We start from the raw sequence: 24278 nt of genomic DNA on the forward strand, positions 1-24278 counted from the left end.
TCTGTTTTTTCTGTGTTCTCACGATATTTTAGCCGTAATTTAAAAAATAATGCGTAATATTGTCTCTCCAATGCACAATTAAATTATAATGACGAATCAAAAAAACTTGAACATAGCGTATTACACATGGGCATTGATGACCCCTTGGGGGGTTAGCTTCTACAAATAAACAATTGCGGAGACAAAGTCCCGCCTTGTAGCAATATGTCATTATTGCACCCTTTTCTTTCGGACAAATAGACTGTCCGGTTCAATCAACAAAAGTATAATCTAATTAATATACGATGAAGGTAATGAAATTCGGCGGAACGTCCGTAGGTTCCGTGGAGAGTATTTTAAATGTAAAAAGAATTGTAGAGGCTGTTGATGAGCCTGTAATTGTTGTAGTCTCCGCTTTGGGAGGAATCACCGATAAATTACTGGCAACTTCGGAAATGGCATCAAAAGGTGATATAGGTTATGAAAGTTCTTTTTCTGAGATTGTTACCCGCCATTTAAATGTTATCGAAGGAGTTATCTCTGATCCAACACGATGTGCTGAAACACAAAAAAGAGTCATGGTGCTCTTAGATGAATTAGGAAATATTTTCAGAGGCGTATATCTTATCAAAGATTTATCGGTCAAGACTTCCGATACAATAGTAAGTTATGGCGAAAGAATTTCTTCGCTTATTATTTCAAATGTTATTAATGACGCAAAACTGTTTGATTCCCGTAAGTTTATTAAAACGGAGCAACAGTTTAACAAACATATTGTGGATTTTGATTTGACAAATGAATTAATCCACGAAACGTTTAATCCGCTACCTGAGGTATCTTTAGTACCCGGTTTTATTTCTTCAAGCAAAGAAAATGGGGAAGTGACTAACCTTGGCAGAGGAGGATCTGATTATACAGCCTCTATTCTGGCTACGGCACTGGGTGCTTCCGTTCTGGAAATATGGACGGATGTAGATGGTTTTATGACTGCCGATCCAAGAGTGATCAGTTCGGCATATGTTATCGAGCGGCTTAGTTTTACAGAAGCTATGGAGCTGTGTAATTTCGGAGCTAAAGTGATTTATCCGCCAACGATCTATCCGGTTTATCATAAAAATATTCCCATTCGTATTCTGAATACGTTCAATCCCGATGCTCCCGGTACGTATATTTCTAAAGAACGTGTACAGGAAAGTGGAAAAGCAATAATTAAAGGAATTTCTTCCATCAATGATACTTGTCTTATTACCGTTCAGGGCTTGGGTATGGTTGGTGTTATCGGTGTGAATTACCGCATCTTCAAAACCTTAGCAAAGAGTGGGGTGAGTGTCTTTATGGTGTCACAAGCCAGCTCGGAAAACAATACTACGTTTGCCGTCCGTAATGCAGATGCTGATGTAGCTGTTGAGGTGCTTAACGAGGAGTTTGCGCTGGAACGCTCGCAAGGTGAAATAAATGATATTATTGCAGAACGGGATTTAGCGACGGTAGCTATCGTGGGGGAAAATATGAAACGTACGCCCGGTATCGCAGGCAAATTGTTCGGTACTTTAGGTCGCGCGGGTATAAGTGTGATCGCTTGTGCTCAAGGAGCTTCGGAAACGAATATTTCATTTGTTATCAAACTAAAGTATTTGAGAAAGGCTCTAAACTCTATTCATGATTCATTTTTCTTGTCTGAATATAAGGTGCTTAATCTGTTTATTGCAGGTGTGGGTACTGTCGGAGGGAAGCTATTGGAGCAGATACGTATCCAGCAGCCGAAACTGATGGTACAGAATGCTTTGAAAGTACGCGTAGTAGGTATAGCCCGCAGTAATCGTGCTATTTTTCAGCGAGAGGGACTTAACTTAGATAATTATAAGGAAGAGTTAGTGCAGAATGGACAGCCGAATTCGCCCTCTTTGCTTTGTGAGGAGATTCTGAAGATGAATATTTTCAATTCCGTATTTGTGGATTGTACGGCTAATCCGGATGTGGCTGGTTTGTATGAAACCTTGCTGAATAATAACGTTTCGGTAGTGGCTGCCAATAAAATTGCGGCTTCGTCTTCGTACGAAAATTATGTAAATCTGAAAGAAACTGCTCGTAAACGCGGAGTGAAGTTCTTGTTTGAAACGAATGTAGGAGCCGGTCTTCCGATTATAAACACAATGAATGACCTGATTAATAGTGGTGACCATATTCTTAAATTAGAAGCCGTATTGTCAGGATCGCTTAATTATATTTTTAATACGTTAAGTGCGGAAATTCCATTAAGCCGGGCTATTCTGATGGCAAAGGAAGCGCATTATGCCGAACCTGATCCTCGAATTGATCTGAGCGGAAAGGATGTCGTGCGCAAATTAGTGATTCTTGCTCGCGAAGCTGGTTATAAGGTGAACCAGGAGGACGTGAAACGTGTTCTATTCATACCCGAGAGCTATTTTGATGGTTCTTTGGATGATTTCTGGAATAAGATCAAAGAACTTGACGACGAATTTGAACTTAAACGCCAGAAGCTGGAAACTGAAAACAAACATTTCCGCTTTGTGGCCAAAATGGAACGAGGTATTTGTGAAGTAGGATTACAGGAAGTTGGAACTCAACACCCATTTTATGAGTTGGCGGGAAGCAACAATATTATCATGATTTCTACCGAACGATACCATGAATACCCTATGATCATTAAAGGCTATGGCGCTGGTGACAACGTGACGGCTGCGGGAGTGTTTGCAGATATTATTTCAATAGCAAACATTTAGTATAGTATAGATTAAGAGGTAAAAAGATGAAACATATTATTATTCTGGGAGATGGGATGGCCGATGAGCCTATCGACTCTCTGGCTGGCAAGACTCCCTTGCAGTTTGCGGCTACTCCTTATATGGATAAGTTGGCTGAACTGGGAGTCTCCGGTATGTTGAAGACCGTTCCGGATGGATTTCATCCAGGGAGCGAGGTCGCTAATCTGGCAGTTTTAGGGTATGATTTACCCAAGGTTTATGAAGGTCGCGGTGTTCTGGAAGCTGCGAGTATTGGCGTGGAACTACAGCCGGGTGAACTGGCTATGCGTTGTAACTTGATCTGTACGGAAGGCGAGATTTTGAAGAATCATTCTTCCGGTCATATTTCGACAGAAGAAGCGGATGAGTTAATCCGTTTCCTGAATGATAAATTAGGTTCTGATAAAGTTCATTTTTATACCGGCGTGTCTTATCGTCATTTGTTGGTGATAAAAGGCGGAAATAAACATTTAGATTGTACTCCTCCGCATGATGTGCCGCTTAAACCTTTTCGCCCGTTAATGATTAAACCGGAAACGCCGGAGGCAAAAGGTACTGCTGACTTGCTTAATGATTTAATTCTTAAATCACAGGAGCTACTTAAAAATCATCCCGTAAATCTGAAACGTATAGCTGCAGGCAAAGACCCGGCTAATAGCATTTGGCCTTGGTCGCCCGGTTATCGTCCGGCTATGGAAACGATGCAGGATTTATATGGTATTAAGAAAGGCGCTGTTATTTCTGCTGTCGATCTGATTCGCGGAATTGGTACGTATGCAGGGTTGGAAGTGATTCATGTAGATGGGGCTACAGGCTTGTATGACACGAATTACGAAGGTAAGGCTCAGGCTGCTTTAGAGGCTCTGAAAACGAATGATTTTGTATATCTGCATATTGAAGCAAGTGATGAGGCCGGGCACGAAGGCGATGTAAAGTTAAAGATCAGAACAATTGAAGATCTGGATAATCGCGTGTTGCGAACGATCTATGAAACGCTTCAGAAATGGAGTGAGCCGGTTGCTATTGCGCTGTTGCCTGATCATCCTACGCCTTGTGCAATTCGTACGCATACCAATAAGCCTATTCCTTTTGTTATATACAAACCCGGACAAACTCCGGATGAGGTGACACGGTATGATGAGTTTGCAGCAAAGGGAGGGAAATACGGAACGTTGGAGAAAGACCAGTTTATCCGTGAGTTTTTGAAATAATACGAAAAACATGAAATACTACAGTACAAATGGCAAAGTTCCTGCTGTTTCTTTAGAAGAAGCAGTGATTAAGGGCTTGGCCGGAGACAAGGGATTGTTCATGCCCGAAGGAATAAAGAAGTTTGACGGAACTACAATTGACGGACTGAAAGACAAGTCGTTTCACGAAATAGCCTGTCTTGTGGCACGTGCTTTCTTTGGTGAGGACGTTGATCCGGATACATTAGACGATTTGGTGAAAGATACGTTGTCTTTTGAAACGCCGGTAGTTCCTATTACGGATTCTATCTATAGTCTGGAATTATTCCATGGCCCGACATTGGCATTTAAGGATGTTGGTGGACGGTTTATGGCACGTTTATTGGGCTATTTTATTAAGAAAAAAGGTCTTGGTGATGTCAATGTTTTAGTTGCTACCTCCGGTGATACGGGAAGTGCGGTTGCCAATGGTTTTCTTGGCGTTCCGGGCATTCGCGTGTTTGTGCTTTATCCGAAAGGGAGGGTCAGCCCGATACAGGAATGTCAGTTTACTACACTTGGACAAAATATTACCGCTCTTGAAATAGATGGTACGTTTGATGATTGTCAGGCGCTGGTGAAGAATGCGTTTATGGATCAAGCCTTGAATGAACACATGGCTTTGACTTCAGCTAATTCAATCAATGTGGCGCGTTTTCTTCCTCAATCCTTTTACTACTTTAATGCCTATGCTCAATTAGACAGAGAGGGTAGAGCAGGGGAATTAGTGATTAGTGTTCCGAGTGGTAATTTCGGTAATATAACAGCCGGTTTATTTGCTGCACGTATGGGATTACCTATTAAGCGTTTTGTTGCGGCCAACAATCGTAATGATGTTTTCTTAGAATACCTGAATACCGGAAAATATACTCCTCGTTCTTCTGTGTCCACAATTGCGAATGCAATGGATGTTGGTGATCCGAGTAATTTTGCCCGTATTCTTGATTTATATAAATCTGCAGGCGATGTACATAAGGCTATCTGTGCTGATATAAAAGGCTATCGCTATACGGATGAACAAATAGCTGAAACAATGCAGTCGGTTTACCGTGAAACAGGTTATACCTTAGATCCGCATGGAGCTTGCGGTTATCAGGCGTTGATAGATAATAAGCTGCAAACCGGTGAAACAGGAGTTTTTCTTGAAACAGCTCATCCTGCTAAATTTAAAGAAACGGTAGATCGTATTCTTGGATCAGATATTGAAATACCTGCCAAATTACAAGCATTTATGAAGGGAACGAAACAAAGCGTTGAACTGGATAAAGAATTTGATGAGTTTAAACAATTCTTGTTAAGACAATAAGTTTCGATAATATAACTTAATATTAAAGGCCGGTCTCAAGTTGAAACCGGCCTTTATTGTATAGGTATAAAGCTTATTAAGCTCCGAAGTCGTCAAATAATAACATTTCACGAGGTACACCAAGATTGTCTAACATCACTTTTACGGCATTAGACATCGGACCCGGACCGCACATGTAGTATTCAATATCTTCCGGTGCATCATGGTCTTTCAGATAGTGTTCATAAATGACCTGATGGATAAAACCTACATAACCTGTCCAATTATCTTCCGGACGTGGTTCTGATAAGGCGATATTGAACTTGAAGTTCGGGAATTCTCTTTCTATTTCACGGAAATCTTCTTCGTAGAAAATTTCATTTTTAGAACGAGCTCCATACCAATAACTCACCTTACGGTCTGTAGTCTTAAGCGTCTTGAATAAATGCAATAAGTGAGCGCGAAGCGGAGCCATACCAGCACCACCACCGATGTATAGCATTTCACGTTTGGTATCCAGAATATGAAAGTCTCCGTAAGGACCGGACATCTTCACTTTATCTCCCGGTTTTAATGAGAAGATATAAGAAGATGCAATACCCGGTTTAACGCCGGCTTTCCATCCTCCTGCCGCTCTATCAAACGGTGGAGTAGCAATACGCACGTTAAGGGTAATAATATTTCCTTCGGCAGGATAGTTCGCCATGGAGTACGCACGGATTGTTTCTTCGTCGTTCTTACAAGTCAACGGCCATAGTTTAAACTTATCCCATTCTGCTCTGAAACGATCATCCACATCCATATCGGCAAACTTAATGTCGAATTTAGGGATACTGATCTGCGCATAGCTGCCGGATTTGAAGTTCATGGCTTCTCCTTCCGGAAGTTTTACTGTAAATTCTTTGATGAAAGAAGCAACATTGTGGTTGGATACCACCGTACATTCCCATTCGTTCACTCCGAATACTTCCTCAGGAACCTGAACCTGCAAGTCAGCCTTTACTTTCGTCTGGCAACCCAATCTCCAATGATCCTTGATTTGTTTACGGGAGAAGAATCCAACTTCTGTAGGAAGGATATTCCCTCCTCCTTCCATTACCTGGCAACGACATTGGCCGCAACTACCACCACCACCACAGGCAGAGGATAAATAAATACCTTGAGACTGAAGTGTATTCAAAAGGGTACCACCTTGAGGAACACTGAATTCTTTTTCTCCATTCACAACCAGCTTAACATTACCGGATGGAATCAATTTTGCTTTTGCATATAGAAGTGTGGCTACAAGCACCATTGTCAGCGTAAAGAACACCACTACACTTACAATGATTGTGAGCCCACCTGTCATAAGTATTGTCATCTCTATTGTTTGTTTCTTAATTCGTTAATACTAATTGTAGATAATTAATTTTCCTGCAAATCTTTATTTCTTGCACGATGGATCCAGATGATCACGGCAATAGTAATAAGAGCCATTGGAGGAAGAATCATTAATCCATTATTAACGTATCCCAAATCATACAAAAACTGTGGAACAACCTGAATACCTAAAAGAGTTCCACTACCTAACAATTCACGAAAGAAACCTACAATAATTAAGATAAGTCCATATCCGGCACCATGACCGATACCATCTAAGAATGATTCCCAAGGACCATTACTAAGCCCGAAAGCCTCCATTCGTCCCATCAAAATACAGTTGGTAAGAATCAGACCAATGAAGACTGATAACTGTTTACTCATCTCATACGCATACGCTTTCAGGACTTCACTGACTAAAGTTACGAGAACTGCTGCAACAACTAATTGTACAATAATACGAATACGATTTGGTATTGTTTTTCGGATTAGTGAAATAATCACATTCGCAAAGGCAATCACAATAACCACAGACACAGCCATAACAATAGAAGGCTCTAATTTCGCGGTAACTGCCAGTGCCGAACAAATACCAAGCATCTGCACAACCACCGGATTCTTTTTACTAAGCGGGCTTAGTAATATTTCTTTGTTTTTTCCAGAAAATAAATTCATGACTGCTCAGTTATTTTGTTTTAAGAAATTCAACATAATTATTTAAACTACTATAGATCATCTTATCTACTCCCTGACTGGTGATTGTTCCACCGGAAATACCATCTACATAGTCTTGTCCATCAGCCGTTTTTCCTGGCTTAACAATAGCAATACTCTTAAATGTGCCATTCTTGAATATTTCTTTTCCAGAGAATTGTTTACCAAAATGAGGTGTGGATATTTCAGCACCTAATCCCGGAGTTTCACCAGCATGGCTGAAATCTGCGCCATAGACTGTGTTCTTGTCATCATTTAAAGCCATATACCCCCAAAGAGGTCCCCATAATCCGGTTCCTCTCATTGCAATAATGAATTTGGTTGCCCCATCCACTTTCGCGACAAAAACAGGAAGCGCTGTTCCGTTAGAATAAGCTTTAGCAATGTCTTCACTGAAAGCGTCTCCTTCAGCTTTACTTCCATCTTTGTTTACAAGGAAACTTTCTTGAATCAACTCGTTGTATTTAGCTTCAACCTCATCGGCTTCAGCAGTAACATTTAAACAACGCAGGATTTGAATCTTCTTGTCTATTTCTTCGTTTTTCTTTTGCGTCTCTTTTAGAGCTTGATTGGTAAAAGCCAAAGCCGCTGCTACAAAGACAACTAATACGCCCGCATAAATAACGGTATATAGATTACTTTCTCTATTCATAATTCTTTCGCTTTTTTACTTGATTGCTCTTTTTAGGCGTTTTCTAATATTTGCATCAACTACATAATAGTCAATTAACGGAGCAAAGACATTCATCAGAAGAATCGCTAACATCATACCTTCAGGATAACCCGGATTGAGTACTCTGATCACTACTGCCATGAAGCCTACAAGAAAACCATAAATATATTTCCCTTTTTCAGTACGTGCCGAAGTAACAGGATCTGTTGCCATAAACACAGCTCCGAAAGCAAACCCTCCGAGTAGAATATGCTCAACAGGACCTAAAGACATAGCTGCTGTTGTCCCCGCAAGGTTAAACAAGGCTGCAGTAATTCCGCCTCCGATAAATACAGAGATCATAGTCTTCCAGCTTGCTATTCCTGTAATTAATAAAATAACAGCACCTATAAGGATTGCTAATTTAGATGTTTCTCCGATTGAACCCGGTATTAAACCAATAAACATATCCATATAAGAAAGAGGATTTCCCAGCACGTCAGTAACTGTTGTATTGTTTGTTGTTGCAGTCGCTATCTGTCCTAATGGCGTAGCTCCGGAAAAAGCATCAACTACATTGCCGGATCCCAAACCAAATGTTTCGGATGTTCTGACAAAGACCTTTTCTCCCGACATTGCTGCTGGATAGGCGAAGAATAAAAATGCACGTGTTACCAATGCAACATTAAAAACATTGTATCCGGTACCTCCGAAAACTTCCTTCGCAAAGACAACTGCAAAAGCCGTTGCAACCGCAATCATCCACAGTGGAGTGTCAATCGGAACAATCATAGGAATCAGTATCCCCGAAACAAGAAATCCTTCCTGTATCTCTTCCTTTTTAACCTGAGCTACAGCGAACTCAATTCCGAGACCTACTACATATGAAACAATAATTTTAGGCAATACAGCCAAAAAACCAAAAATAAATGTCGAAAGAAAACCCGGATCAGCTCCGATAGCCAGGTTGTGTTGATAACCGACATTATACATACCAAATAACAGTGCGGGAATCAATGCAATGATTACTACAGTCATGGTACGTTTAGAATCTATGCTGTCATGGATGTGTACTCCTGATTTTGATGTCGTATTCGGTGTAAACAAAAACGTTTCGAATCCATCAAATACAGAGCGAAACATCGCCAGCTTTCCCCCCTCTTCAAAATTAGGCTTAATCTTGTCGAGATAATTTCTTAACGCTTTCAATGTATTCTGTTTTATTATATTATTAATTCATTTCCTTATAAAGAAGATCCAATCCGTTACGAACGATCTTTTGGATTTCTATTTTGGAAGTATCCACTACTTCACAAAGTGCGAAATCTTCCGGTGCAACCTCATAGATACCCAGATTCTCCATCTTATCAATATCAAAAGTGATAATTGCTTTTAACAAGTATTCTGGGAAAATATCCATCGGGAACACCTTGTCATATTCATTAGACATGATCATTGCACGCTTTCCTCCCTTTATACGGGCATCAATTATACGCGCTTTTTTAACTCCTCCTAATAAACCGCTGAGGAATGTTCCTCCTGCACTGAATTTATTGACTCCCAATGTTGCCCATCCGAAGAATTCGTGAACATCGTCTCCTTCAGGAATTGTAGTAATCTGATTGTCGTAAAAACCAAGATAATCTGTTTGGGAAACTTTTGTGCCGGTCAGTATATTTCCACTAATAATACGGATATTGCCTTTTGATGGTTGAAGCTTGTCACCGACCAAACTGTTTATTTCACATCCCGGAATAGCTTTGATATAGCCTGTTTTTGACAATTCAGAACCTGTAAGAGCTACTAAACGAGAGAAATCAGCTATGCCGTTGTTTAGAAGACGACCTATAAGTATCACATCATCGGCATAAAGTGTCCATACCACTTCCCCTTTATTTACCGGTTTGATATTGTTGATTTGTACCCCTACGTTTCCTGCCGGATGAGGACCGTTAAATTCAACAACCTCGGCATTTTTAACCTTGATTGATGAGCCTTGCTTTAATCCTACATACAATTTACCGTCAGTCAGTTTTGCAAGAGCGTCTAATCCTGTCTGGAAGTCATTTTCCTGCCCTTTGATTGTGTATTCAATATTAGGAGCAAGAGGTGCAGAGTAGAAGGCTGAAACAAAGATATCACGGGGAGTTTGGTCCGGACGAGCAATCATGTCGTAAGGACGTTGTTTGATACAAGGCCAGAGGCCACCATTTAGAATCGCTTCTTTAATATCCTCAGGTTTGAGGGTAGAGACATTTTTCTTGCCGAAATCTTCATATTGGTTTTCCGCATCCGGCTTAACTACAACGCTTAGCACTTTACGCTTTTCTCCACGATTAACCGCAGTGACTTCACCACTTACCGGAGATACGAATTTGATTTCGGGATAGGTCTTGTCTATAATCAGAACAGAACCGGCTTTGACTTTATCTCCTTCATGGACAATAACCTTGGGAGTAATACCGTTAAAATTATCAGGAACAATTGCATAATTTCCGCTGTGTTCCCCGGTTAGAACTGTCTCCGTTGGCTTGCCGATCAGTTGAATGTCTAAACCTTTTTTGAGCTTAATCACATTTGCCATGATAGAACTAAAAATGTTTTATGTAATTTTCTCGCAAAAGTACACATTTATTTATGTTTAAGAGCAGCGAAAGAGAAATAAATAATGAAATAATTCCATAATTTTGCCAAGTAGTCAATTAAAATATAGAATACCGATGAAACTTGTTTTTTTCTTCTTTGTTTTTTGTATGATTGGTGGAGGCTCATTGACGGCTCAGACTCGTTTTAACACGTCTGTAAGTAGCCCGTTAATCCATAGTCTGCAACTTCATGCAGGTGATGAACTTATTTCTGATCCGATGATCGAATTGGGAGGAAATGAGCAGTTGGAAATTAATTTTGATGTAATCGGGGATAACTATTCAAGATATCTTTACTCGATTATTCATTGTAATGCGGATTGGACGCCATCGGGTCTTGTGTCAACGGAATATATGACCGGATTCCAACAGATGGAGATCGAGGACTTTGCGAATTCATTAGCGACGACTACGGCTTATACCAATTACCGTTTTTTTCTGCCAAATGAAGATGTAACCTTTAAACTGTCGGGTAATTATGCTGTTCAGGTATTTGACGAAGCTGATCGGAGTAAAGTTCTGTTTACTGCTTGCTTTTTTGTGACCGAATCGGTTGTTCCCGTAGATGCTGAGGTAACTGGGATTACAGATATTGATGTCAATAAACATCATCAGCAACTTTCGTTTGTTATACGTAATAAAAACTTCCAGATTCCACACCCTGTGACGGATTTGAAGCTTTTTGTTTATCAGAATGGACGGCGAGATAATGCGGTTACCGGATTAAAACCTTCCGCTATTTCGCAGAATGAACTACTCTATAGTCATACCCCTGAACTCATCTTCAAAGCCGGAAATGAATATCGTCGTATGGAGTTTCTCAGTAATAAATATAACGGGATGAATGTGCAGAATATTCAGTTTCATAATCCGTATTATCATGTAACCTTATATCCGGATCAAATACGGAATCAGGGCTCATATCAATATGACCAGGATCAGAATGGACGCTTCTTTGTTCAATGCAGTAATTGTGAAGATCCGGATGTAGAAGCGGATTATCATATTGTTCACTTCTCCTTAGAGGCCGATGAAATTCCTGCCGGAAAGGTGTATCTGGATGGTTTGTTTATGAATAATCAATTCAACGAAAGCAGCAGGATGGAATATAACAGCGAAAGAAAACAATATGAAAAAAGCCTTTTGCTGAAACAAGGTAATTATAATTATCAATACTTATTTGTGCCTGACGGAGAAACAAAGGGACAGACCTTTCCTATTGAAGGTGACTTCGCAGAGACAGAAAACGAATATCTGATTTTAGTTTATTATCGTCCGATCGGTGCGCGATATGACAGATTGATTGGTTTTTCAAAGATTAACTGAATTTAATTACTGGCATTAAAAATTTTGAGGCGCCTCAGCAAACAAGTTGAAGAGCCTGGAAACGTATGTTGAGGCGCCTCAACTTTCATTACCAAGCGCCTTGAATTTTTTTTGTCTCCGACATCCAACCTATTTTTCTAATGCGAGATGCGACGACCTTGTATCTGATTTTTTAACTCCCAGTATATATGTAGCTGAGATATTCCGATCATCGCCGGTTATTTGCAAACCGAACAGTTGATTTTCGATTGTCCATTTGTTGGCACGCATCAAGTATTCTTTTCTTAGCTGCTGGGTGGGGGTTACGGCAGGATCTACTACGATGAAATCTGCTTCTGAACCTGTGCGGAAACTACCTATCTTATCTTCTAATTTAAGTGCTTTTGCTGTTCCCAATGTCGATTTATAGAAGGTTTCTAATGCGGACATCGGATAACCAAGTGTCTGCATTATTTTGTATGATTCCCCCATTGTTTTAAACATCGAAAAGGAGGTGCCTGCACCGACATCACTTCCTAATACGGTTTGTGCTTCAGCAGCATTGGCTTTTTGCATATCAAACAGTCCGCTGCCGAGGAATAAATTGGAGGTAGGACAGTGGGCTATAATGGCTCCTGCGTTGGAGATTCGTTTTAGTTCGCTTTCTGATAGATGAATACAATGACCCAAGAGAGTGCGGTCGGTCAGTAGCCCTGCCTTTTCATATACATTCAGGTAGTCTGAATGGCCTTTATGCAAATTTAACGTAGAAGTTATTTCATTCAGATTTTCTGATAGATGCGTTTGAATATAAGTATCGGGATAGGCTTTATGCAAATGAGCAGCCATTTGCATTTGTTCCATCGAACTCGTAATCGCAAAACGAGGAGTTACGGCATATAAATTCCGTCCGTTCTTATGCCATTTTTCAATTAATTGACGGCTTTCTTTTTCTCCCTCGACAACATTATCGGTCAGCCCATCCGGTGCATTTTTATCCATCAGAACTTTTCCGGTGATAATACGCATGTTTATGGAAGACGCTGTTTGAAATAACGCTTCAACCGAAACAGGATGAACCGTAGGGTAGGCCACGCAGGTAGTCGTACCGTTTCTTAATAATTCGTGGATAAATGTATCTGCAATTCTGAAGGCGTGTTCCGGAGAATTGAAATTCATTTCGGCGGGAAATGTATAATCGTTCAGCCAATCTAACAGTTGCTTTCCATACATGCCGATAATTTCCGTTTGCGAATAATGTATGTGCGCGTCGATTAATCCCGGCATAAGAATTTTCCCGCTATAGTCTGTTTCCGGAATAGACATGTACTTAGACTTAACCGCATCATACGACCCCGTTTCAAGAATCTTTCCTTCAGTGATTACAAGTGCTCCGTTGGGGATATAAACGTATGAATCCTTTCTGTTTACAGGCGAGTCCGTAAAATAAAAAACGGCTCCTTTATATAAATGACATTTCTCTTGCATAGTTTACAAATATAGTGAGCCTGATTGAATAACCTTCCACGTCGGACAGCATATGTTATTCAATTATTGTACTTTTGCCGGACTAATTATTAGTAAAACAAAATTTAATTTTATGAAACAAGAAATGTTTAACAAGCTGAGGTCGTTCCGATTCAAACAATTTTCAGGAAAGGCTTACAGTGCATTTTGTAGTCTGCGTAAGGAAGTGACGATTGGTGTTGTCGCTAATTGTGTGCTTACTTTTGCTGCTGCAGGAACCGTATCGGCACAAACAAATGTGATTGCCGGAGTGTCAAGTGCGGAAACAGAGCATGAGTTGGATGAAGTGACGGTCACAGCCTCGCGCGTAGAGTTGGCAATGAATCAGGCTGCTCGTTTAGTGACCGTAATTACAAAAGAAGAAATCCAGCAATCGCCTGTCCGAAGTATTCAGGATTTACTCAATTATGCTGCCAATATTGACGTAGTGCAGCGCGGAGGCCACGGAGTGCAAGCCGACATCTCCATACGTGGCGGATCATTCGATCAAACGGCAATTCTTCTCAACGGAGTCAACCTCTCCAATCCTCAAACCGGACATTATAGTTTTGATATCCCAGTCAATCTTTCAGATGTAGAGCGCATAGAGATCATTCACGGTCCTTCTTCCATTACCTATGGAGCCAGCGCATTTTCCGGTGGAATCAACATTATTACGAAAAAGACCCCTGATCATAAAGCCTATGCCAATATAGAGGCAGGTAGCCATGGTCTCTGGGGAGTGCAAGCCAGTGGAGCATTGACTTCCGAACTTGCTTCAAGCCAACTTTCGGCAGGATATAATACATCGGATGGCTATACGGCAAACAGCGATTACGATATTTGGAACCTGCTTTGGCAAACCCGACTTAAACCCGAAGAAAAATCAACTGTAGATATACAGTTGGGATATAATGATAAACGGTATGGCGCTAATACCTTTTATTCTGCTGCTTATCCGAATCAATACGATAAAACAAGTTCTTATTTTGCTTCTGTGCGAGGAGAAACGGGTGATCGATTGAAATTTATCCCTGTTATTTATTGGAATCGCCACTATGATGAATTTCAGCTTTACCGTGACGGTACGCCCGATCTTCCGTCATGGTATGTGGGGCATAATTATCATCGAAGTGATGTCTATGGTGCAAATCTGAATATCCAATATACTTCATCTTTGGGTATAACGAGTTTGGGGAGTGAACTGCGAAATGAAGGCGTGCTGAGTAATGTACTCGGCAAAACGATGACTGAAACAGATGGGCATTATACAAAATCAGACGATCGCACGAATGTGAGTTTTGCGCTTGAACACAATGTCTTGTTAAGTCGGTTTACATTAACTGCCGGGCTGTTGGCCAATTACAATACATCCTTGCGAGGTTCATATAAATTCTATCCTTCAATCAATGTAAGTTATCGGATATTAGATAACCTGAAAACGTTTGCTTCCTGGAATAAAGCAACCCGCATGCCTACGTTTACGGACTTGTATTATACCACCGCTACTCATATTGGTAATACAGATTTAAAACCGGAAAACTCGGAAGCATTTGAGCTTGGCGTGAAATATAATACCTGGTTTATGAGTTTGTATGCCACTGCCTATCTGATGAAAGGAAAGAACATTATTGATTGGGTGAAACCCAATGTGGACGCGAAGTGGGAGTCACGAAATATTACGAAATTAGATAAAAAAGGAATTGAACTGGGTGCGCGGTTTGCACTCCACGAGGTAATTCCCGTCTTACCGGAGCAGACCGTTCTACATGCCGGTTATGCTCGTCTGAATCAGGATAAATCATCCGGAAATCTGATATCCAATTATGCGTTGAACTACCTTCGGGATAAGGTAACCCTTAAATTAGAACATCCTATCGTTAAAAATGTAACTGTTAACTGGAATTTCCGTTGGCAGAAACGTATGGGAGGCTATACGCGTTATGATAAAGGCATAAAAGGCGAATTTGCAAATTACGAACCTTTTTCTACACTTGATTTACGAATAAACTGGCAACTAAAAGAGTTTATGCTGCATTTGAGTGCAAACAACTTGTATGACACGAAGTTCTATGATTTAGGAAATGTGCCGCAGGCCGGTTTTTGGTTGATCGGGGGAATTAGTTATACTATACGCTGAATGTGATAAAAAAAGGCAGAATCCGGTTAAAGATTCTGCCTTTTTACAATGGGCTCAATATTTCTCTATTAAAAAGGAATTTTGTCTATCCTTCGTTGATGTCTTCCTCCTTCGAATTCAGTGTTCAGAAAGGCTTCAACAGTTTTTTCGGCTTCTTCTTTACTAATAAATCTTCCCGGCATGACAAGAATATTCGCATCATTGTGTGCGCGACATAATTTTGCGATCTCAGCATTCCAGCTTAATCCTGCCCGAATGCCCATGTGTTTGTTGAGTGTCATAGCTATGCCATTTCCTGTTCCACAAACAGCAATACCTTTTTCTACTTCTCCTTTCTCTACAGCAAAGGCCAACGGATGAGCAAAGTCCGGATAATCGGAGCTTTCAGTAGATTGAGCTCCATAGTCTTTGTAAGGAATCCCCTTTTTGTCCAGAATCTGCTTAACAAATTCTTTCAATTCGTAGCCGGCGTGGTCACTGCTTAAACCGATCGTTTTCATTTCTTATTTCTTGGAGGTTATGAGGGTGTTTTTACACACCCTCAAATCATGATTGTTATGCTAATAGTTCTTTCACTTGTTGATATACGTTCTTTCCCGTAAATCCAAGTTTTTCATCCAATACTTTATAAGGTGCGGAGAACCCGAAAGAAGCTAATCCCCATACTTTACCCCGGCTTCCTACTAATCCTTCAAGCGTAACCGGTAATCCGGCGGTTAATCCGAATACCTTGCTTGATGCAGGAATAACAGCTTCCTGATATTCTTTACTCTGATTGCGGAACAACCCTTCAGAAGGTACAGAGACAATGCGTACATTAACTCCGTCTGCACGTAATAAAGCAGCTCCCTCAACCAATGTGGCAACTTCCGAACCGGAAGCGACAAGAACGACATCAGGGTTAGCATCTGTTTCTACGATATATGCTCCTTTTTCGGCCTGAAGAGCTTCTTCATAGCGACTGCTTTTAGCCGGTAGGTCAACTATATTTTGTCTTGAAAGGATCAGTCCGGTAGGCGTAGCAGTGTTCTCCATAGCTAACTTCCAGGCAACCGTTGTTTCTCTTACATCCGCCGGACGAAGCACAAGCATTGAATTATGTCCTTTGTGATTTTGCAATTTTTCCATCAAACGGATCTGAGCTTCCTGTTCAACCGGTTCATGCGTTGGGCCGTCTTCACCAACACGGAAAGCGTCATGTGTCCAAATGAACTTCACCGGCTGTTCCATTAAAGCAGCCATACGAATAGCCGGCTTCATATAATCAGAGAAAACGAAGAAAGTACCACAAGCTGCAATTACACCTCCATGAAGCGACATCCCTATACAGATACAAGCCATTGACAATTCCGATACACCGGCCTGGAAAAAGGCTCCGCTGAAATCGTCTTTACGAAAAGACTTGGTCTTTTTAAGGAAACCGTCCGTTTTATCAGAATTAGATAAGTCGGCTGATGCACAGATCATATTCTCTACTTGAGTAGCTAATACACCCAATACGGTTGCCGATGCGGCTCTTGTTGCCTGTCCGGGCTTCTGTTCAATAGCAGCCCAGTCAATAGCCGGAACCTCTTTAGAGAACCATTTCTCTTTCTTAACAGCTAATTCAGGATTAGCTGTTGCCCACGCTTCCTCTGCTTTGTAGCGTTCAGCAAGGATAACCTCTAATTCTTTCGCGCGATTAGCATAAAGTTCGGCTACTTCCGGAAGAATCCTGAACGGATTTTCAGGATCACCGCCTAATCTTTTTACTGTATCGGCAATAGATGCACCCGCTGCAGATAATGGCTGTCCATGAGTGGAAACTTTGTTTTCGTAACTACCCTGTGATGCGTCAACAGCGCCTTTCCCCATGATCGTGTTTCCGATAATAAGAGTTGGTTGTCCGGTTACAGCTTTTGCTTTTGTTAATGCTTCACGGATTTCTTTCACATCATTTCCGTTGATAGAAATAACGTTCCATCCCCAGGCTTCATATTTCATTGCTACCTTCTCAATCGTCACCTCTTCTACAGTCGTAGAAAGTTGTATATTATTGGAATCGTAGAACATAATCAGATTATCTAATCCTAACGTACCGGCAATACGTCCGGCACCTTGCGAAATTTCTTCCTGAACACCACCGTCAGAAATATAGGCATAAATGGTCTGACCCATCTGATCTCCTAAACGTGCTTTCAGGAATTTGGCAGCAATAGCAGCACCTACAGCATAGGTATGCCCCTGACCTAATGGACCGGATGTGTTTTCTACGCCACGTTCAATATCGACTTCCGGATGTCCGGGAGTTACACTGCCCCATTGACGAAAAGCAGCTAATTCATCCATTGTATATTTGCCTGTAAGAGCTAATACGGAATAAAGCATCGGAGACATGTGCCCCGGATCTAAAAAGAAACGGTCTCTTCCTGTCCACTTAGGATTCTTGGGATCGTATATAAGAAATTCTGAGAATAATACATTTACGAAATCTGCTCCACCCATTGCACCTCCGGGGTGTCCTGACTTAGCTTTTTCTACCATAGATGCAGCAAGAATACGAATATTATCCGCTGCGCTGTTCATTGTCTTGATATCATTCATAATGTATGGATTATTTTGAGTTTTTATGCAAAGATAATCAATCTCTCCATATGACTCATTGTCTTATAGATAATTCGCTATAGTGGTATAGGTAAAAAATAAGCCATATCGTTGTGGACATGGCTTATTTAGAAAAATATTTAAATCACTTATTTTAAGTTTTTAGCAGAGTTTTCGCGCTCCATCGCTGATAACGACATCATATAATTTAGGCTCGTGACCAAATTTTTCTTTGTATGCTGAGAATGCTTCTTTAACAAAAGCATCGTACTTCTCTTCCTTAACAAGGTTGATTGTACATCCACCGAAACCACCACCCATTACGCGTGATCCGGTTACTCCGCATTTCTTGGCAATGTCGTTCAGGAAGTCAAGTTCTTCGCAGCTTACCTCGTAAAGCTTACTCATTCCGTGATGAGTTCCGTACATTTTTTCGCCGACCGTTTCGTAATCTCCTTTTTCAAGAGCAGCGCAAACGTCCATCACACGGGCAACTTCTTCAATAACGTATTCTGCACGCATATAATCTTCTGCGCTTACCTCATTCTTCACTTCGTTAAGCATTTCCATCGATGCATCACGCAAGAATTCTACTTCCGGATGGTTCTTACGAATCGCTTTTGCGACGTTTTCACAAGATTCTCTACGTTTATTATAGGCTGAGGAAGCCAATTCGTGCTTTACTACAGAATCAAGAAGAACTAATTTGTAGCCTTTCGGATCGAATGGGTAATATTTGTATTCCAATGAACGGCAATCCAAGAGCATAAGACTGCCTTTTTTGCCGAAGACGGAGGCAAACTGATCCATAATACCGCATTTAACGCCTACATAATTATGTTCAGTAGATTGTCCTATTTTTGCTAATTCAAACTTGTCGATGCCCAAAGAAAGCATATCGTTTAATGCAAATGCATATGTACTTTCCAAGGCAGCAGAAGATGACATACCTGCTCCAAGTGGAACATCCCCCGCAAATACGGTATCAAAACCTTTAATACTACCGCCTCTTTTGATTATTTCACGGCATACGCCGAAAATATATCTTGCCCAACTTGCCTTTGGTGCATCCTCTTCATTGAAACCAAATTCTGCAGATTCATTTAAATCCAGTGCATATGCACGAATCTTATCTGTTCCGTTCAATTTGATTTCGGCAATCATTCCTTTGTCTATTGCACCCGGAAATACAAAACCTCCATTATAGTCCGTGTGTTCTCCAATCAAGTTAATACGTCCCGGAGAAGTATAAACGCTACCTTCTGTTTTATAAAGCTCGTTGAATTTTGATCTTATTTTATTAAGCATGGTTATAGAATTAAAAGTTTAACATTGTTATAAATTAAGAAGAAATTATCTAATACTGTTTAAAGGTATCAGATAATTTCTTCTCATAAAAAATATTTAGATTTTTTTATTGATTATTCTACAGGAATATCTTTGTTTACGTTTTTACTACCGATCAATGCATAATATAACAGATAGGCAAGACCAAGTAAAATTACGATATAAGAGAATTGATAACCTGCTACAGGAACGATAAGTCCTTGTATCCAAGGTAAAATACCACCACCGCAAACAAGTACCATGAAAAGACCCGAAGCTGCAGCTAAATATTTTCCTAAACCTTCAACCGCAAGGTTAAAGATACCACCCCACATGATAGATGTACACAAGCCTACTAATAACAAGAAGAGTGCGTTGATTGGAACTTCTGCAAAACCGAATCCTAATGCTCCGAGTGCATCTGTTTGTAATACCGGTACATTTACTAATGTTGAAACCGGTAAGAACATCGCCAATGCAACAAGAAGAGCTCCTATAGCAGAGGTCACGGTAAGCATTATCTTACTGGATACTTTGCTACCAATGGAAGCACCGACCAAACGACCGATAAGCATAAGGAACCAATATGTTCCGCAAACAAATCCGGAAATAGTAGGAGCGATGCCAATTTCTTTAACTAACCAAAGGTCAAGAACACCCGGAGTACCTACTTCAACACCTACGTAAACGAAGATTGCAATAGCTCCAAGTACAAAGTGACGGAACTTTAATGCACCTAACATTAATGTGCTTAGCGGCTCTTTTGCTTTTTCTGCATGCGGTTCCGGTAAAGTTGATACTGACAATACAATGAATGCAAATGCAAATACACCCATAGCAATATAAAGTACAGGATAAACGTCTGCAATACTTGTTGATTTTGTGATTTCACCTACAAGGACACCTACTAACATAGGAGTTAATGTTCCCATAACAGAGTTGAAAGAACCACCTACCTGAATTAACTGGTTACCTTTGTTACCACCTCCACCGAGAGTGTTCAACATTGGGTTAACCACCATGTTAAGAAGACACATGGAGAATCCCGCAACGAATGCACCAATTAAATAAATAACGAAACTTTGTTGACCTCCTGATAAATATTGAATAAAAACACCAATCAATCCAATTGCAATAGCAATTAATGCTGTTTTCTTATAACCTAATCTTTCTAACATGATTCCACCCGGAATACCCATTACAGCATAAGCAATAAAGTTTGCCAAGTTACCCAATAATCCCATTGCAGGGGATACATCAAATTGGGTGGTTAAGATTTTGCCCATAGGGGCTGCTAAGTTGGTAACGAATGAGATCATACCAAACAAGAACACCATAATGATTATGGGTAGCAAATAATTTTGTTTGTTCTGTTGTGTCATTTTTTAGATTATTTAGATTGTTAATAGATTACAATGATTGAATGGCAAATTTATAAATTGTTTTGCTAATAAACTCTTCTCCGGGACGAAGAACTGTTGATGGATACTCCGGTTTGTTCGGACTGTCCGGAAAATGTTGGGTTTCCAAGCATAAAGCGGCACGGGCCGGATAGCGTTGTCTGCATTTTCCTGCGAAATGCCCCGTCATCCAATTGCCTGTGTATAGTTGCACTCCCGGTTCCGTTGTATAAGTTTCCATTATAATACCCGTTTTAGGAGATACACATCGTGCACAGAAAGACAATTCGTTCCCTTCTTTATTTAATATATAGGTATGATCATACCCGTTTCCGAATTCAAGTTGTTCAAAATCTTCATTAATACGTGATCCAACCTCGTGCGGAGTGCGGAAGTCCATTGGAGTTCCTGCTACTTTCTCTTTCTGTCCGTAAGGAATTGCCGTACTATCTGTTGGCAGATAATAATCCGCATTTATCGTTAATAAATGATCTCCGATAGAAGGATCCCCGGCTCCGGAAAGATTGAAATAAGAATGGTTGGTGAGATTTAAAACCGTTGGTTTGTCTGTTACCGCATGGTACGAGATCTCTACCTCATTATTATCTGTCAGAGAATAGGTCACTGTTGTGATTAATTCCCCCGGAAAACCTTCTTCTCCGTCTGCAGAGATATATTTTAGGGTTACTGACTGATCAGTTACTTCTTCTATATCCCATACTTTGAAGTTGAACCCTTTTATTCCTCCGTGTAAATTATTCGGTCCATTGTTTATCGCAAGTTTATCGTATTCGATACCATCTAATACAAATTTACCTTTTGCTATACGATTCCCATAACGACCGCATACTGCTCCGAAATAAGGCTCTTGCGAAGTGAGGTACTCTTCAATACTATTATGTCCGGTCACTACATCCGTTAATTTCCCGTTTTTATCAGGAACCATAAGAGATACTATCTTAGCGCCGTAATTCGTAATAGTAAGTTCTACGCCATTTTTATTTGATAATATGCATAGCGTCGTGTTTTTTCCATCTATTTGTTTGCAAAAATTAGTCACATGCAAACCTGATAGAGCTATTTTGTTTTTCATGTATATTATAAAGTTATTAAACGCTTGTAAAATTACTTCTCTTCTGCATTTGCTGATAGATTAAAAAGATGTTGTGTAGCATGATTTCGTTTTTTGTTTATTCTACAATATTTTATATTGAATTGTTAGGAAATGAACTTTCCGTAGTGCTTTCTTTGCAGGATTGGTGAGGTAATAAGGATATTTGTATATTTGTCGCTGCTGAATAAAGATTAATTCAATGACTATAGAAATTATAGCTGTCTCAATACTTGCATTCTTACTAAATATACCTTTAGGGCGATGGCGAACGCGCTATAAAAAACTGTCTCTACCTTGGTGGTTAGTGGTTCATGCATCTATTCCTTTTATTATTGCAATGAGAATTTGGCTGGGGACTCCTCGTTTATATATACCCTTATTTATAGCCTTAGCTGTGTTAGGGCAGTTTCTCGGTGCACGTGCTTTTCGGAAGAAACAAGAAGAGCCTTGTGAATAGATTACCTTAGAATCTGTTAAAGTCTCTTGGCTTGAATGCAAAACCTATACGAAGTCTGCTTTTATATATATTGTAGTCTAATAGATTTTCTCCGTAGCCGTTATAGTATTGTATGATCGCATAAACGGGCTGTTTTTTCATTACTCTGAAATTTAATTCACATTGCGAATTAATTCCGAGACGTTTCCTATAAGTAGGAGTAAGCATTACTGATAGGTTTAACCTCTTATTATTAGTGCTAAAGGTTGAACCGACATAGAATAACCCCATATATTGTAAGATGTCCTGAGAATAACGTCCGTCAACAATAGGTATCCATCCTTTAGCCTGAAACTCCCAGTTTCTGGTCATTTGGACGGTTGCAGCTGCAGAGATCTTATTCCAGCTACGTGACTGAATGCTGTCAAATCCGTTTGACTCATGTTCCAGCATAACATATCCCTGTCCTACATATTTCCCATCTTTAAATAAGTACTTATTAAATCCGAATCCGGGATTAATACTCATGTCATGTAAAGGAAAAGAAGGTTCGAATACATTTAAAAAGGTACTTACTGTCAGTTGAAAGAAGAAATGAGAGTTCCACAATAAATTACTGTTTGTGAAACGTTGCATGATGCTTAATTGAAATTTTGCATCAGAGTTGGTGCTTGTTGGTTTTGAGCCTATCGTTGTTCCAATAAGCCCTGAATTGTCTTTAAATGCAGTAAATGTTGCCCCTTTGTCTAACTCCGCACGGATGCTATCAACATCTTTCGTGTTATAAGAAAAATCAGATAAAATGTTTTGCGCGTAAACAGAGTTGTTAAGAAATAAAAGAGATAGAGCTAAAACGGTAGCTTTTATTATTTTATAGTAAGACATTATTATATCGTTCAAGAATTAAAGATGCAAAAGTACAAATATTTTTTGTTTCATTTTGGTCTCAACTATTATATATATCCGCTAAAACAATGTGTGATTATCTCATTCGCCTTCTTCGTAGTGAAAGAATATTTTTTTATGAAAAAAGTATCTAATAAACCGGTTTTGTTTGAAAATGGAGTTTTTAGAGCTTTTATATGTTGATTTGTTTGAATGTCGAAAATAAAATTGAAGGTTTGATTGTGAAATGGAACTAAAACAAAAAAACACAGATCAAAAATAATAGTAGTCTCTTTAAAAAATTATATTTTTATCGAGTAAAAGAAGCGTTTAATTAAATTCTTATTAATATAAAACATCTTTGCTGATTCTCTATTGATTAATAAATTGAATTTGTATCAGGCAAACGATAGTAATAAATGTATGGAAAAAAAGACTCTTAGGTTTAACTATTTAACCTTAAAAAAAGATGAATTAATCATTGATGATGGTGATTTTTCAAATTCTTTATTTTTTCTTAAAGAAGGGAAATTAGCAATTCGATGTGAAGCGAATGAAGTAAGTGTTAATTCTGAAGAAATGTTTTTTCTTCCTCAGAATATGAGATGTGAAATAAAAGCTCTTGAAAAATCTCAGATTTTGGTTTATAATAATCTGGATTTATCAGAAATTTATTCTCTTTTTTCTGACGATGAATTGAAAAATATAAATGACGGAGGAGCCTCAATAATTAATTCGTTAAAGATGGTTGGCTCAATTGTTCGTTTTGTAAATCTGATGATTTTGTATATAGAAGATGATTTATTGAATGAATATATTCTGACTATTAAACAGCGAGAGGTGTTGATTCTTATTCAACAACTTTATACGAAAGAACAACTTTCTTCACTGTTTAATATTAAATGATTTTTAATAGGTTTTTATGATGGGTGGTTGCCAAAACTTTTCAACATAA

General features: G+C 39.6%; 19 protein-coding genes. 7 read left to right on the forward strand and 12 right to left on the reverse strand.

All coding sequences use genetic code 11. The annotated features are described in order from the left end of the window. Positions 1-284 precede the first annotated feature (284 nt). Genes thrA through thrC form a run of 3 tightly spaced genes read left to right on the forward strand, consistent with a single transcriptional unit; the run spans position 285 to position 5279 of the window. Positions 285-2723 carry a bifunctional aspartate kinase/homoserine dehydrogenase I gene (thrA, locus tag PHT93_RS00865; protein ID WP_300238333.1) on the forward strand — a complete coding sequence of 813 codons (2439 nt, stop codon included), beginning with the start codon at positions 285-287 and terminating at the stop codon, positions 2721-2723. Between the two features lie 26 nt (positions 2724-2749). Then, on the forward strand, positions 2750-3955 hold the full coding sequence (locus tag PHT93_RS00870; protein WP_300238336.1) for a cofactor-independent phosphoglycerate mutase: 1206 nt from the start codon (positions 2750-2752) through the stop codon (positions 3953-3955). A gap of 10 nt (positions 3956-3965) precedes the next feature. Further along, on the forward strand, positions 3966-5279 hold the full coding sequence (gene thrC, locus PHT93_RS00875; RefSeq protein WP_300238339.1) for a threonine synthase: 1314 nt from the start codon (positions 3966-3968) through the stop codon (positions 5277-5279). 76 nt (positions 5280-5355) lie between these two features. Here the strand turns inward: thrC and nqrF are convergent, their stop codons facing one another. Genes nqrF through PHT93_RS00900 form a run of 5 tightly spaced genes read right to left on the reverse strand, consistent with a single transcriptional unit; the run spans position 5356 to position 10567 of the window. Beyond that, positions 5356-6618 (reverse strand): NADH:ubiquinone reductase (Na(+)-transporting) subunit F, encoded by a 1263-nt coding sequence (gene nqrF, locus PHT93_RS00880; protein WP_300238341.1) that lies wholly within the window; start codon positions 6616-6618, stop codon positions 5356-5358. A 44-nt stretch (positions 6619-6662) separates the two neighbouring features. Next, positions 6663-7292, reverse strand: a complete 630-nt coding sequence (locus PHT93_RS00885; RefSeq protein ID WP_300238343.1) for an NADH:ubiquinone reductase (Na(+)-transporting) subunit D — start codon at positions 7290-7292, stop codon at positions 6663-6665. A gap of 10 nt (positions 7293-7302) precedes the next feature. Further along, positions 7303-7983 carry an NADH:ubiquinone reductase (Na(+)-transporting) subunit C gene (gene nqrC, locus PHT93_RS00890; RefSeq protein ID WP_300238346.1) on the reverse strand — a complete coding sequence of 227 codons (681 nt, stop codon included), beginning with the start codon at positions 7981-7983 and terminating at the stop codon, positions 7303-7305. Between the two features lie 15 nt (positions 7984-7998). Beyond that, positions 7999-9192, reverse strand: a complete 1194-nt coding sequence (locus tag PHT93_RS00895) for an NADH:ubiquinone reductase (Na(+)-transporting) subunit B (RefSeq protein ID WP_300238348.1) — start codon at positions 9190-9192, stop codon at positions 7999-8001. Between the two features lie 22 nt (positions 9193-9214). After that, complete coding sequence (locus PHT93_RS00900; protein WP_300238350.1) at positions 9215-10567, reverse strand: Na(+)-translocating NADH-quinone reductase subunit A; 1353 nt, start codon at positions 10565-10567, stop codon at positions 9215-9217. A 136-nt stretch (positions 10568-10703) separates the two neighbouring features. Between PHT93_RS00900 and PHT93_RS00905 the strand changes: the two genes are divergently transcribed. Further along, on the forward strand, positions 10704-11954 hold the full coding sequence (locus PHT93_RS00905; protein WP_300238352.1) for a DUF5103 domain-containing protein: 1251 nt from the start codon (positions 10704-10706) through the stop codon (positions 11952-11954). Between the two features lie 129 nt (positions 11955-12083). Here PHT93_RS00905 and guaD read toward each other — a convergent pair whose 3' ends face one another. Further along, the gene (gene guaD, locus PHT93_RS00910) at positions 12084-13421 is read right to left on the reverse strand and encodes a guanine deaminase (protein ID WP_300238354.1); all 1338 of its coding nucleotides are present in this window, start codon (positions 13419-13421) and stop codon (positions 12084-12086) included. A gap of 112 nt (positions 13422-13533) precedes the next feature. On the opposite strand from guaD, the gene PHT93_RS00915 reads away from it, so the two are divergent. Continuing rightward, on the forward strand, positions 13534-15579 hold the full coding sequence (locus PHT93_RS00915; RefSeq protein WP_300238357.1) for a TonB-dependent receptor: 2046 nt from the start codon (positions 13534-13536) through the stop codon (positions 15577-15579). A gap of 68 nt (positions 15580-15647) precedes the next feature. On the opposite strand, the gene rpiB is transcribed toward PHT93_RS00915, so the two are convergent. From rpiB to PHT93_RS00940, 5 genes are all read right to left on the reverse strand, one after another. Continuing rightward, on the reverse strand, positions 15648-16079 hold the full coding sequence (gene rpiB, locus PHT93_RS00920; RefSeq protein ID WP_300238360.1) for a ribose 5-phosphate isomerase B: 432 nt from the start codon (positions 16077-16079) through the stop codon (positions 15648-15650). Positions 16080-16134: 55 nt separating this feature from the next. Continuing rightward, the gene (locus tag PHT93_RS00925) at positions 16135-18162 is read right to left on the reverse strand and encodes a transketolase (RefSeq protein ID WP_300238362.1); all 2028 of its coding nucleotides are present in this window, start codon (positions 18160-18162) and stop codon (positions 16135-16137) included. A gap of 162 nt (positions 18163-18324) precedes the next feature. Further along, complete coding sequence (galK, locus tag PHT93_RS00930) at positions 18325-19470, reverse strand: galactokinase (protein ID WP_300238364.1); 1146 nt, start codon at positions 19468-19470, stop codon at positions 18325-18327. 113 nt (positions 19471-19583) lie between these two features. Then, positions 19584-20870, reverse strand: a complete 1287-nt coding sequence (locus PHT93_RS00935) for an MFS transporter (RefSeq protein ID WP_300238366.1) — start codon at positions 20868-20870, stop codon at positions 19584-19586. Positions 20871-20898: 28 nt separating this feature from the next. Continuing rightward, positions 20899-21981 (reverse strand): aldose epimerase family protein, encoded by a 1083-nt coding sequence (locus tag PHT93_RS00940; RefSeq protein WP_300238369.1) that lies wholly within the window; start codon positions 21979-21981, stop codon positions 20899-20901. A 220-nt stretch (positions 21982-22201) separates the two neighbouring features. Here PHT93_RS00940 and PHT93_RS00945 point away from each other — a divergent pair, with 220 nt between their 5' ends. Continuing rightward, a complete protein-coding gene (locus PHT93_RS00945; protein ID WP_300238372.1) occupies positions 22202-22459 on the forward strand; it encodes a hypothetical protein in 258 nt (85 codons plus the stop codon). Positions 22460-22465: 6 nt separating this feature from the next. Here PHT93_RS00945 and PHT93_RS00950 read toward each other — a convergent pair whose 3' ends face one another. Continuing rightward, the gene (locus tag PHT93_RS00950) at positions 22466-23323 is read right to left on the reverse strand and encodes a phospholipase A (RefSeq protein ID WP_300238374.1); all 858 of its coding nucleotides are present in this window, start codon (positions 23321-23323) and stop codon (positions 22466-22468) included. Between the two features lie 423 nt (positions 23324-23746). Between PHT93_RS00950 and PHT93_RS00955 the strand changes: the two genes are divergently transcribed. Next, positions 23747-24229, forward strand: a complete 483-nt coding sequence (locus PHT93_RS00955; protein WP_300238377.1) for a hypothetical protein — start codon at positions 23747-23749, stop codon at positions 24227-24229. Positions 24230-24278: the final 49 nt, after the last annotated feature.

Origin of the sequence: Massilibacteroides sp. (assembly GCF_028705895.1) — a bacterium.
Classification (GTDB): domain Bacteria; phylum Bacteroidota; class Bacteroidia; order Bacteroidales; family Tannerellaceae; genus Massilibacteroides.